9 protein-coding genes are annotated in these 12603 nt (G+C 73.7%); 4 read left to right on the plus strand and 5 right to left on the minus strand.

All coding sequences use genetic code 11. The features are described from left to right. The 4 genes from ACZ3HQ_RS08400 to ACZ3HQ_RS08415 all read right to left on the minus strand — a co-directional run bounded on the left by ACZ3HQ_RS08400 (position 1) and on the right by ACZ3HQ_RS08415 (position 7005). Complete coding sequence (locus ACZ3HQ_RS08400) at positions 1–1587, minus strand: SagB family peptide dehydrogenase (RefSeq protein WP_467508918.1); 1587 nt, start codon at positions 1585–1587, stop codon at positions 1–3. Positions 1588–1682: 95 nt separating this feature from the next. Further along, positions 1683–3599 (minus strand): TOMM precursor leader peptide-binding protein, encoded by a 1917-nt coding sequence (locus tag ACZ3HQ_RS08405; RefSeq protein WP_467508919.1) that lies wholly within the window; start codon positions 3597–3599, stop codon positions 1683–1685. Beyond that, positions 3589–5820: a TOMM precursor leader peptide-binding protein gene (locus ACZ3HQ_RS08410; RefSeq protein WP_467508920.1), complete on the minus strand. Its 2232-nt coding sequence runs from the start codon at positions 5818–5820 to the stop codon at positions 3589–3591. The genes ACZ3HQ_RS08405 and ACZ3HQ_RS08410 overlap by 11 nt, the downstream gene beginning before the upstream one ends. A gap of 33 nt (positions 5821–5853) precedes the next feature. After that, complete coding sequence (locus tag ACZ3HQ_RS08415; protein WP_467508921.1) at positions 5854–7005, minus strand: AfsR/SARP family transcriptional regulator; 1152 nt, start codon at positions 7003–7005, stop codon at positions 5854–5856. A gap of 269 nt (positions 7006–7274) precedes the next feature. Here ACZ3HQ_RS08415 and ACZ3HQ_RS08420 point away from each other — a divergent pair, with 269 nt between their 5' ends. After that, a complete protein-coding gene (locus tag ACZ3HQ_RS08420; RefSeq protein ID WP_467508922.1) occupies positions 7275–7466 on the plus strand; it encodes a hypothetical protein in 192 nt (63 codons plus the stop codon). 21 nt (positions 7467–7487) lie between these two features. Here the strand turns inward: ACZ3HQ_RS08420 and ACZ3HQ_RS08425 are convergent, their stop codons facing one another. Then, positions 7488–8465: a DUF5996 family protein gene (locus tag ACZ3HQ_RS08425; protein WP_467508923.1), complete on the minus strand. Its 978-nt coding sequence runs from the start codon at positions 8463–8465 to the stop codon at positions 7488–7490. Between the two features lie 289 nt (positions 8466–8754). Between ACZ3HQ_RS08425 and ACZ3HQ_RS08430 the strand changes: the two genes are divergently transcribed. The 3 genes from ACZ3HQ_RS08430 (at position 8755) to ACZ3HQ_RS08440 (ending at position 12501) form a co-directional block, all read left to right on the plus strand. Continuing rightward, entirely contained in the window at positions 8755–9861 is a 1107-nt protein-coding gene (locus ACZ3HQ_RS08430; protein WP_467509067.1) for an LLM class flavin-dependent oxidoreductase, read from the plus strand. Continuing rightward, the gene (locus ACZ3HQ_RS08435; protein ID WP_467508924.1) at positions 9858–10463 is read left to right on the plus strand and encodes a CE1759 family FMN reductase; all 606 of its coding nucleotides are present in this window, start codon (positions 9858–9860) and stop codon (positions 10461–10463) included. The genes ACZ3HQ_RS08430 and ACZ3HQ_RS08435 overlap by 4 nt, the downstream gene beginning before the upstream one ends. A gap of 178 nt (positions 10464–10641) precedes the next feature. Beyond that, positions 10642–12501, plus strand: a complete 1860-nt coding sequence (locus tag ACZ3HQ_RS08440; RefSeq protein ID WP_467508925.1) for an arabinofuranosidase catalytic domain-containing protein — start codon at positions 10642–10644, stop codon at positions 12499–12501. Positions 12502–12603: the final 102 nt, after the last annotated feature.

Consider the following 12603-nt stretch of genomic DNA (forward strand, 5'->3'; position numbering starts at 1 on the left):
TCATGGGGCGACGATGTCGTAGCGGTAGTCGGCGGGCCGGGGCCGTTCCTCGCCGATCATCATGATCAGCAGCGGCACCTCGCCCCGGCCGGCCACTCCGAACTCCTCGGCGTACGACACGCAGTCGAAGCCCAGCGCGACCCCGCAGCCGGTCCCCGTGGCGGAGGCGGCGGTGTAGACGGCCTGGGCGATGGCGCCCACGGCGGCGTTGACCAGCCGCAGCCCCCGGTCGCCCACCGCGTCCAGCACCGCGTACGTCCGCGCCACCGGCACCAGGACGGCGGCCGCCTGCTCCAGGTTGTAGTTGGCCAGGAAGTAGTTCTCCTGGAGGAACGCCCCGAACTCGCCGGCCTTCAGCAGCACCAGCCCGCCGGTGTCCCGGTCGTACTCGTACAGCCCGGGCGGTACGTCGCGGACATGGTTGACGAAGACGTGGAACCGGGTCAGCGGCGCCCCGCCCGGTGTCTCCACGTCGCTGTCGAGCGTGGCGGCCGCGACGGCGGCGGCGAGTGTCACCGCCAGCTTGGCCGGGTCCAGCGGCGCGCCCGCGCTGAACCGGCCGAAACTGCTGCGCCGTTCCCGCAGCGCCCGCCGCACGGTGGTGGCCGGCGGGGCCGGGACGGGCAGCGGCACCCGCTCGCCGGGCCCGGCCGGAGCCGCGAGCGCCGGGTCCAGCCGGCCGGGGGCCGGCCGGTCGGCGGCGCCCTCCAGTGTGGCCTCGTGCACCCGGCCGACGGTCGGGAAGGTCAGCGTCCGCCGCGAACGCTCGTCCGGCACCCGCCGCACCGCCGCCCCCGGTGTCTCGGGGGCGGCCGCCTCGGGCGCGGGCGCGGCCCAGCGCAGCGGTACCACGGCGAACACCCCGTCCTCGGAGGGGTCCAGCCCCAGCAGGCGCCCGATGCGCGGCTCGTCGAACCAGAAGGCAGTGCCCAGCCGCAGTCCGTGCGCCCGCGCCCACATCCGCCAGGTCTCCAGCAGGGCGCCGATGTCCATCGTCACGGCGTGGTAGGAGAAGCTGTTGTACTTGAAGGCGTTCTGCCAGAAGGTCACGCCCAGCACCAGGAACTGGTCGGTGTCCGCCTCCGCCAAGTCGCCCAGCGCGGCCCGGACTTCGCCGGTCACCTCGCCGGACAGCAGCCGGTTCAGCCGGTGGTGCGGGGTGTCGTAGTAGTAGACGCCCGGTGTGAGGGGGCCGCTCGCGCCGCTCACCCAGTGCACGCCGATCGGGTACAGCCCGCCGCCCGACGCGGTGCCGCGCGACCAGTTGGCGTGGGTGTGGAACGGCAGCGACCCCAGGTCCGTGTTGGCCTGCACGGCCAGCCGGCGTCCGGTCAGCCCGTAGGAGTCCCGGAGCATCGCGCCCAGCAGGGGCAGCGTGAACGCGCCCGTGCCCGGCTCGCCGAACAGGCCCCGGCCCAGCGTGGCGTCGTCCGCGCAGCCGCCGTCGGGCAGCGGGAAGGAGGGCACGCCGGGGAAGTACTTGCCCTTGCGGGGCCGGTCGGCCCAGTCCGGCACGAAGTCGGCCGGCTCCATGGGGGCCCTGCCCCGCCGCATCACCGCGGTCGCGTACTCATGGGCGTATCCCATGGTCACTCCCTAAGTCAGCTCGTCTGTGGCGGGCGCCCCGGCGGTTCGGGCCGGGCGCCCCGGGATGTCGTTGGCGCGGACTGCCGCGCGGGCGGTCAGGGGAAGGGGTGCGGGGCCGGGTTGCAGTCGTCCGGCGCCAGATCCGCCGTACGCAGCCCGGCCTCCCGCAGCGCCGTACGGGTACGGGGCAGCCACGGGCCGCGCTGCCGGCTCCAGCCGAAGTCGATCGGGAGGAGACCGGGCACCAGCACCTTGGCCGTGCTCAGCCCCGACTCCCGCTGCTCCGGCGCCGTCTGGTCGACCACCACCACGTCGAAGCCGCGCGCGGTCACATCCGCCACGACCGCCTCCACGTCCGCGCGCAGATCCGCCGGGCCGGGCCGGGGACGGTCCTGGGCGAGCGAGGCGAGCGGGACACGGTCACCGTCGTCCCGGCCGCGCAGCAGGAAGTCGGTGTACCGGCCCATCTCGGGCAGCCCGTACAGCAGCGGATGGTCGTGCAGCACCCGCACCTCGTCGAAGTCGGCCGCCATCCGGCGCAGCCGCCGCTCCTCGCGGGCGGTACGGCGGCGCAGGTTCACCGAGTCCGTGGCGATCTCGCACAGGCCGCCCGCGAGCGCGTCCTCCGGGTCGAGGGAGGCGCCCGCGCCGAAGCACAGCAGCCCCGGCCCGCCGTCCACCCGCTCGGCGACCGCGGTCACCACCGGCACCGGGAAGCTGATCCGGGTGTCGAAGAACCGCGCCCGGTACCCGTACATCGCCAGCCGGTCCACCATCGCGCGGGTCGCGGGCCGGGTGCTGCTCGCCGGGTCGATCTCGGGCAGCCGCGCCCGGCCGAACCAGGCCAGCAGGAAGGCGTCGCGCTCGATGGTCTCCATCAGCCCGTGGTGCACGGCCTCGGCCGGACTCCCGCCCGAGGCGCAGCCGTTGGAGCTCTCCTGCACGAACCGGCGCCGGATGCCGCCCGGCGCGTGGTAGTACGCGACCACCTCGGGGACGAGCACCGGCCGGGCGTCCCGCAGCGACCAGCCCCACACCCACGTGATGGGCCGGTCCGGTGCGAACCGGGGCGCGCCGACCGCGTCCGCGTCGAAGGTGTCCGGGTACAGGCCGGTGACCCGCGGGTCGACCGCCGTGTCGCCCAGCTCCTCCAGCGTGGCCGTGACCACCGGCCGCCGGGCACGGGCCCGCATCCCCGCGTACCGCTCCAGCCCCTCCAGCAGCCCGACGCGCACACTCGTGCCGTACGCCCCGGTGTGGCCGCCCCAGTAGCACTCCCGCAGATAGGCACCCGAGCGGGTGGTGAAGGCGCCGACCGCCGACGAGGTGGAGGCCGAGGTCAGATCGGGCGCCACGGACGGGCCGAGCATCCCGGTCACCGGATTGGCGAACGCCTCCAGCGGCAGGTCGTACGCGGAGAGCGGCCGGGTACGGAAGCTGCCCGGCGCGTGCTCCGGGGCGGGCTCCAGCGCGATCCGGGCACCCTCCGCCGTGTCGTCCGGCCGGTCCGCGCAGGCCGGACACTCACCGTCCGGCACCAGCGGGAACCGGGCGACCCGCAGCGTCTCCAGGTCCAGCAGCCACACCCACGGATGCCGTACGGCACGCGGGTGCAGGTCGGCCGCAGAGACGAGCGCGGCCAGCGCGTCCACCACGAAGTCGGCACCCCATGGCGGAATGCCGGTCGCCAGGGTGGGGCCGCCCCGCTCCAGCGCGTCCCGCAGGAACCCGGCCCGCACCGCCTGCCAGCGCCGGGCCAGACAGCGCGGACAGCCACGGCCGCCGACGGGGGCCGCGGGGCCGACCACGGCGTGATGGCCGTAGAGGCCGACGGGGATCGCACCGGGCACGAACTGCCCCGTCTCGTCCGTGAGTTCATCGCGGACGCCCAGTGCCGTGACCACGGCGGGCCGGCCGGGGACACGGGCGGCGAGCGCGGCGGTCAGCCGTTCGCACACCTGGTCCCAGGGCGTATCGACGGCGACCGGCGCCGCCTCCGTGTCAGTGGGCACCGGAGCCGCCACCGGTGAGCAGCACCCGTACGGCGTGGATCTCGCCCGCCGCGAGGTCCGGCGCGGTCACCGGCACCGCGAACGCGTCCCGGCCGGCCGTCGCCAGGGCGTCCAGCACCCCGGCCCAGTCGGTCCCGTCCGCCCGCAACGGCACCGGCTCGCCCTCGGGGACCAGCGCCGCCGCCTCCAGGTCGGCCCACAGCGGGTCACCGAGGTCCGGCTCGGCCCCGGCGCGCCGTAGCTGCTCCGCGCCGAGCAGATCGCGCAGCGCCTCCAGCACCGCCTCGCGCGGCCGCAGCCCGCTGCCCGGCGCCCAGCGCACCGCCCCGCTCTCCGGGTCGGTACAGCGGGCCAGGGCCACGGGCAGCGCGGCCGTCCCCGCCCCGGTCAGGTCCAGCACCTCCACCGTGACGCCCAGGTTCTCCGCCGAGCGCAGCAGGAAGAGCAACTCGGCGTCACCGGTGAGGGAGTTGAGGTCCACCAGCCGTACCGGCGCCGCCCTGCGGATCACCCGGCGCAGGGCGTCATGGACCAGCGCGGAGCGCAGGGCGCGGGCCAGGGCCGCGCGGGGGGTGCCCGCCGCGCCGGTACCGGCCGAGGTGCGCTCGAACAGGCCCGCGTCGTTCCAGCCCCCCAGGGTGCGTACCGCGCCCGTGGGCACCAGCACGGTCCGCCCGTCCAGCAGCGAGGTCGCCTGCGACCACGCGGCGACCCGGTCCACGGGCACCTCCAGCCCACTGGACACGGCGAGTTCACTCGGCGCCACCCGGCTCCCGTCGCCGCCGACCCGGGGCGGCACCACGTGCTCGGCGTACACTTCGGCGCTCCGGAACAGCGCGGCGAGCCGGGCCCCGGCCACATGGTGCACGTCGATCGCGGAGACCTCCTGCACCCGGCCGGGGGAGACGCCCAGCCGTACGGTGCTCACCTTCAGCGGGGTCTGCTCCCAGTCGTCGTCGGCGTAGCCACTGAACACCCCGGCCGCCTCGCGGACCAGCACGTCCCGCTGCTCCAGTGCGGCCAGCACCCCTTTGGCCGCCGCCTCGTCGGCCGGCCCGTCGGCGGGCAGCGCCACCGGCTCGTCGTCGGCGTGCGGCACCCGCAGCGCGGACCCGTCCGGGGTCTTGGGCTCCCCGTGGGCGCAGAACGGGCAGCGGGGGTGCGGCAGCAGCGGTTCGGCCAGCACGTCCAGGGAGTCGAGGTCCTGCACGACGACCTGGTTGCGGGTCTCGGCGGGCAGCGCCTCCGTCATCAGTCGGAACACCTCGAACGACAGCAGGTTGCCGAGCATCCCCGCGAGCGGCCCGGTGGGCACCCGCGCGGGCGCCCCCAGCGGCGCGGCCGGACCGAGGCCGGACCACAGGTCGGCGCTGTCGGCGGCGTCCGAACCGGCGCCCAGCCGCAGCGCGGCGCAGGACCAGCAGCCCGGTGTCCCGGCGGTCATCACCGGCCCCACCACCGCCCGCTCCCCGAACGTCCACGCCCCGAGCAGCCGCCGTCCCTCGGGCACGCCCTCGGTGAGCAGCCGCAGCAGTTGGGCGGGCGCGCTCGCGCCGGTCACCAGCACGGTGTCCCAGCCGTCCAGGTCGGCCCAGCCCAGCGTGCCCCCGCCCAGCCGGGCCAGCGTGGGCGCGCAGCCCGCCTCGGTGAGACCGGCGACCTCCGCGTCCAGGTCGGCCGTGCCGCGGGGCTCGTGGTCGAGGGCGCCCTCCGCCGCGTCCTCGACCGTGACGGCCACCGCGGCACAGCCGTTGCGCAGCAGGCCCAGCGCGGCCCACCTCGCCATCTCGTCGCCCCCGAGCACCGCGACACGGGTGTCCCGGTAGCGGGCGAACCTGCCGTGGGCGTCGTCGGCGTAATGGTCCAGATAGTCGAGCTGATGGGCGAAACGTGCCGTCACCTGCGGTGACAAAGTGGAGCCGGTGGGTCTTGGCCCGGCATCCCGGGCGAAACCACGCGCGTAGAGTGCGCGCACGAGTTGGACCACCATGTCGCGCTGCTTGTCCCCCAGGCCGGCACAGAGTTCGTCCACCCGCCGCTCGCCGTCGAGATGGGGCACGATCAGCGCGGCGAAGCGGTACGCGGACCGGGTCACGACGTTGAAGCCGCCGTGCGCGTTGTGGAACAGCACACCGTCCGGGGTGCGGGTGAACAGGACGTCCCGGCGGATGCGCGGCCGCGAACGGGCGATCTCCTCGGGGGACGAGGGAGCAGGGGCCATGCTGGTCAACCTCCGTGAAGAGCGGGGGAGCGGTCAGCCGGCGGGCGGTGGCGACTTCTCCGCCGGGTCGTGCGGTGCGGTGGCCGGGTCGTGCCGTGCGGTGGCCGGATCGTGCGGTGCGGTGGCCGGGAGATACGGCGAGGTGGCCGGGAGGCTGGTGCCGGCCGCCTGGACGAAGAGCCGCAGCAGGTCGTGAACCCGGTAGCGGCCCGACGGGTCCTCCTCCAGCAGCCCGGCGTCCACCAGCGCGCGCAGCACCAGCGCGCCCGGCGCCGGGGGAGAGGCCCGCTCCAGCGCGGACGACGCCCCGGCGGCCCTTGAGGGCGGCACACCGGCCGCGGGCAGCGCCGGGCGCCCGCCGTACGGCTCGCCGCGCAGCACCGCGAGCTGGAGACCGCGCAGCGCCGCACCCGGCTCCACCCCCAGCTCGGAGGTGAGATGGGCGTGGATACGCCGGTACTCCGCGAGCGCCTCGGCCCGGCGGCCCGAGCGGTACAGCGCCTCGATGAGCAGCGCCGACAGCCCTTCGTGGCCGGGCTGGCCGCGTACCGCCTCGCGGGCCTCGGCGATCATCTCCCGGTGTCTGCCCAGGCGGAGTTCGCCGTCGAAGACCCGCTCCACGGCGAGCAGCCGCTCCTCGGCCAGGCGCGGCACGTGGTCGCGGTGCAGCTCGTCGGAGTGGACGTTGCCGAGCAGCGGCCCCTTCCACAGCCCTAGCGCCGCCCGCGCCAGCCGCAGCGCGGACTCCGGGTCGTCGCCGGCCGAGGCCCGGCCGAGCAGATCGCGGAAGTGGAGGAGGTCCAGGGTCTCGGCGTCCGCCTGGAGCCGGTAGCCGCCGGGCACCGCCTCGATGGCGTGGTCGGCGACCCCGTACTTGGAAAACAGACGGCGCAGTCGGAGAACACAGGTGTGCAGGGCCGATCTCCCCCCGGACGGCGGGCGGTCGCCCCACACCACGCGCTGGAGCAGCTCGCCCGGGACCACGGCACCGGGGTGCAGCAGCAGGGCGGCCAGCAGCGAGGTCGGTTTGGAGGGCTGGAGGACGACGGTGTCGTGACCGTCGGTGATGGCCAGCAGGCCGAGGACCTGGAAGCGGGGGCGGCCCGGATGCGCCGCGACGGCCTGCTGATCGGGAAGGGCGCCGTGAGGCGCGGGAAGTCCGGTCTTCACCACAGCCTTTCGCATCGCACGGTGAGTGATGCATCAACTGCCTTGCACGACAGAGCACTTGTGCACGCCAGGGGTGTAGGACGTGAACAAGTGACCTGCTGAGACGGGAACTTAGAAGCGAACCGGCCGGTCCGTCCAGTGGTTGACGCGAAACACCTGATGACGAGCGGGGGACACGGAGGCTTTGCGCCGAACGGTGTTGGCGACCGCCCTGCCAGGGCATACCCTCCCGGTGAAGCGGCGCGGCGCGCTCCCTGACGGCCGCACCCAGGGGAGGAACAACCATGCCGTGGTGGGCGCTGATCCCGGTCGTCTCGATGATTACCGGACCGGTCGTGCTGTACATCCTGAGCCGCCGCAAGCGCGACTCTGACGAGGACGACGAACGGTACGAGGAGCTGTCCCACAAGTACGACGAGCTGCTGGCGGAGAACCGGAGGCTCGAACCCCCGGCCGCCGGGGACCAGCGCGGCTGATCCCCGCGACGCCCGCCCCGCTCAGCCCTGCTGCCCCACGTGCTCGGCGTGCTCGGACGGCTGGTGCTCGCTCATGTACCAGCCGTCGACCCGCGGCCCGACCAGATCCGTCGGCCAGTCCGCGGTCTGTACGGCCGCCTCGTACACGGCGTCGCCGAACCGGACGATCGCCCCGTGCGGGTCCGGCAGCCGCCGCAGGTTCTGCCACGGCAGCAGCGCGAGCCCGAGGTCCGGATGCCAGTCGGCGCCCTCGACGCCCCAGGACCGGCCGGTGAGACCCTCCGGCTGCGGCCAGATGTAGGCGTACATCCCGATGTCCAGCGGGCTGCTGCCGTCGCCGTGGGTGTTGTCGAAGGAGAACCCCACCGACACGTACTCGTGCAACTGCGCGTTGCGCATGAACGGCGGCCCCTGGGGCTCGGGGTCCGTCCGCTTCGGGCGCCACCGGGTCGCCGACAGGTCGAAGCCGCCCCACATCACGCCGACGCGCGGCCGGTGCCCGAGGAACGGGGCCTGCCACGCCTCCAGTCCGGCCGTCGCGAGGTCGAACGCCTCCCAGATGAGCCGTGCCGAGTGCGCGTCCCACACCCGCTCGGTCCGGTCGTCCTCGAAGTTCGGCGGGGCGGCGGGGATCTCGCAGATCTGCGCGCTGCGTGGATGCGGGACGCCCAGCTTGGACGCGGCCTCGCAGAAGGCCGCGAAGAAGTCGGCGACCGACGTCCGTCCCAGCGACAGCGTCCGCGCGGCGCGGTCGGTCTCGATCACCACGTCACCGTCGAGCAGCCGGTAGTGCACCGTGAAGGTCACCCCGTTCCGCCGGTACACCGGCGTGCGCAGCCCGCGCGGGGTCACCTCCAGCACGATGTTGCCCCAGCCGACCTCGAAGGGCTCGTCCAACGAGTACTTGCCCGCGACCTGAACCACCCGGTTCACATACTCGATCATGGGGCCCAGTTCCGCGTGGTCCAGCACCGGCCACGCCTCGGGACGTTCGCTCACGGGAGCCTCCCGGCGGATCGATCCACGTGTCCTCGACGGCCGTACGACGCCGGTGCGTACCGCCTGATTTCCGGCATGCCAGTCGTACGACCGCACACCCCCCGATTCTCCCACGCACCCCGGAGCCCCGCCTCCTTCCCGCCCGTGCCGGATCGCACCCGGCGTGACACCATTACGGGACCCGATGACGGGACCCGATGACGGGACACCCCACCTCAGTACGCCAGTTCCGCGGAAGCGTCTGAAGGAGCCCAGCATGGCGTCGACCGAAGCGACCGGCGCGGCCGGGATGCAGTTCGGCATCTTCACCGTCGGGGACGTCACCCCCGACCCCACCACGGGCCGTACCCCCACCGAGGCGGAGCGCATCCAGGCCACCGTCACCATCGCGCGCAAGGCGGAGGAGGTCGGGCTCGACGTCTTCGCCACCGGCGAGCACCACAACCCGCCCTTCGTGCCGTCCTCGCCGACCACTCTGCTCGGCTACATCGCCGCGCGGACCGAGCGGATCATCCTCTCCACCTCCACCACGCTGATCACCACCAACGACCCGGTGAAGATCGCCGAGGACTTCAGCGTGCTCCAGCACCTGTCCGACGGCCGCACCGACGTCATGCTCGGCCGGGGCAACACCGGCCCCGTCTATCCGTGGTTCGGCCAGGACATCCGCCAGGCCATCCCGCTCACCGTGGAGAACTACAACCTGCTGCGCCGCCTGTGGCGCGAGGAGACCGTGGACTGGGAGGGCAAGTTCCGCAGCGCGCTCCAGGGCTTCACCCTCGCGCCGCGCCCGCTGGACGGCGTACCGCCCTTCGTCTGGCACGCCTCCATCCGCACCCCCGAGATCGCCGAACTCGCCGCCTACTTCGGGGACGGCTTCTTCGCCAACCACATCTTCTGGCCGGCCTCCCACACCCGACAGCTCGTCGAGCTCTACCGGCGCCGGTTCGCGCACTACGGCCACGGCACCCCGGAACAGGCGATCGTGGGGCTCGGCGGGCAGGTGTTCATGCGGGCCGACAGCCAGGAAGCGGTCAAGGAGTTCCGGCCCTACTTCGACAACGCGCCGGTGTACGGACACGGGCCCTCGCTGGAGGAGTTCACCCGGCAGACCCCGCTCACCGTGGGCTCACCCGCCGAGGTGATCGAGAAGATCCTGGGCTTCCGCGAGTACGTGGGGGACTACCAGCGGCAGCTCTTCCTCATCGACCACGCCGGGCTCCCGCTGAAGACCGTCCTCGAACAGCTCGACCTGCTCGGCGAGGAGGTCGTGCCCGTGCTGCGCCGGGAGTTCGCCAAGGACCGGCCCGCGGACACCCCGGCGGCCCCCACCCACGCCTCGCTGCTGCGCGCACGCGAGGACGCGACCGACGAAGGCGACGCGGAGGCGCGATGAAGATCACGATCATCACGGGCGGGCTGCGCGAGCCCTCCTCCACCCGGCTCCTCGCGGACAGGCTGGCGGCGGCCGTCACCCATGAACTCGAGGCGCAGGGCGAGCCGGTGGAGCTGTCCTTCGTCGAACTGCGCCCGCTGGCCCACCCCATCATGGACGCGATGCTCACCGGCTTCACCGGCGAGGCGCTGGACACGGCCTTCGAGACCATCGCCGGGGCGGACGGGGTGATCGCGGTGACCCCCGCCTTCAACGCGTCCTTCAGCGGCCTGTTCAAGTCGTTCTTCGACGTGCTCCCCGAGGAGACCCTCTCCGACATGCCCGTCCTCATCGCGGCCAGCGGCGGCACCGAACGGCACTCCCTCGTCCTCGAACACGCGCTGCGCCCGATGTTCTCCTACCTCCACGCGATCGTCTCCCCGCGCCCCGTCTACGCCGCCACCAGCGACTTCGGCACCCAGGACGGCGCGGCCCTCGGCGCCCGCATCACCGCTGCCGCCGCCGACTTCACCCGCCTCCTACGCGCCTGCGGCCCCCGCACCCGCGCGACCCAGGAGGACGCGGACCTGGCGACGATGCGGGGTCTGCTGGGCGGAAGCTGACCGCCCGTCCGCTCGAAGCTGTCCGCCCAAAGCAACAAATCACCACACAGGCAAAACCCTGGACAAGTCTGAAGCAACAAATCTTGACGTGTTCGATCGCGCTTCGTACGTTCCCGAGCGGCCGTGAGGGGTCACCGACTCCGCCTCCCCACCACGCGGCCGGCCGAAGGAGCAGACGATGCGCGCATCCAGATCCGCCGTGTCACCAGGTCTTCGCGGGCGCCTCGGGGCCGTCCTGTCCGTACTCGCCCTGCTGCTCGGCGCCCTCGCCGGACTCAGCGCGCCCGCCCAGGCCGCCGGGTCGGCCCCCTGCGACATCTACGGCGCCGCCGGCACCCCCTGCGTCGCCGCGCACAGCACGATCCGGGCGTTGTTCGCCGGGTACAACGGCCCGCTGTACCGGGTCACCCGCGCCTCGGACGGCGCCGCCACCGACATCGGCCTCCTGGCCACCGGCGGCTACGCGGACGCGGGCCGCCAGGACACCTTCTGCGGCGGCACCACCTGTCGCATGACGAAGATCTACGACCAGACGAGCCGCCACAACGACCTCGACCCCGGCCCGGCCGGCACCGCCGGCATGGGCGCCGACCGCGCCGCCGACGCGAGCGAACTCCCCGTCACCGCGGGCGGCCACAAGGTCTACGGCATCTGGATCTCACCCGGCGTCGGCTACCGCTCCCACGGCGCCGCCTCCGGCGTCGCGGTCGACGGGCAGCCCGAGGGCGTCTACATGGTGGCCAGCGGCACCCACGTCGGTTCCGCCTGCTGCTTCGACTACGGCAACGCCGAGCGCACCCCCGCCGACACCGGCAACGGCCACATGGACGCCGTCTCCATCGCCACCACCTGCTACTTCGCCCCCTGCACCGGCAACGGCCCCTGGGTCGAGGCCGACCTGGAGAACGGCATGTTCCAGGGCGACAACGGCTCCAACCCCGCCAACCGGGGCAACAGCAGCACCTATGTCACCGCCGTACTGAAGAACGACGGCCAGACCCGGTACGCCCTCAAGGGCGGCAACTCCCAGACCGGCGCCCTGAGCACCTGGTGGGACGGCGCGCTGCCCTCGCGCGGCGGCTACCGGCCGATGCAGCAGGAGGGCGGCATCATCCTCGGCACCGGCGGCGACAACAGCAACTGGAACATGGGCACCTTCTTCGAGGGCGCCATGGTCTCCGGCTATCCCACCGACGCCGCCGAGAACGCGGTGCAGGCCAACGTCGTCGCGGCCGGCTACTCCGGCCGGACCGACGTGCCAGGCGGCCCCCAGGGCACCATCACCGGCCCCGGCGGCAAGTGCGTCGACGTCGCCGCCGACGACACCGGGGTCAACGGCGCCGCCGTCCAGCTCTGGGACTGCCAGACCTACGCCGAGGACCAGCACTGGACCCACAACCCGGACACCTCCCTCGGCACCATCTCCCGTTGCCTCGACATCAACGGCAACGGCACGGCCAACGGCACCGAGGTCGAGCTGTGGGACTGCAACGGGGTCGGCGGCCAGAAGTGGGAGCAGCAGGCCGACGGCTCCCTGCGCAACCCCCAGTCCGGCCGCTGCCTCGACGCCCCCAACGGCACCTCGACCAACGGCACCCGGCTGCGGATCTGGGACTGCAACGGCTCGGCCGCCCAGAAGTTCTCCGTCAACGCCGGAGCACCGGTAGCCGCGCCCGGCAGCAAGTGCGTGGACGTGGCCGCCGACGACACCGGGGTCAACGGCGCCGCCGTCCAGCTCTGGGACTGCCAGACCTGGTCCGTCGACCAGCACTGGTTCCACCGCTCCGACACCTCGCTCTCCACCCTCGGCCGCTGCCTGGACATCAACGGCAACGGCACCGCCAACGGCACCCAGGTCGAGCTGTGGGACTGCAACGGGGTCGGCGGCCAGAAGTGGGTCCAGCAGGCCGACGGCTCCCTGCGCAACCCCCAGTCCGGCCGCTGCCTCGACGCACCCGACGGCACGACCGCCAACGGCACCCGGCTCCAGATCTGGGACTGCAACGGCGCCGCCGCGCAGAAGTTCAAGCTGAACTGACGGCCGCGCACCAGGGCTTCCCGGCCGGATACGGGGGAGGGGCGAACACGCGGGCGGACGGCACTTCTCCGCCCGCCGCGCCCCGCCCCCGCACACTGGGGG

The organism is Streptomyces sp. NPDC018263, assembly GCF_055562575.1.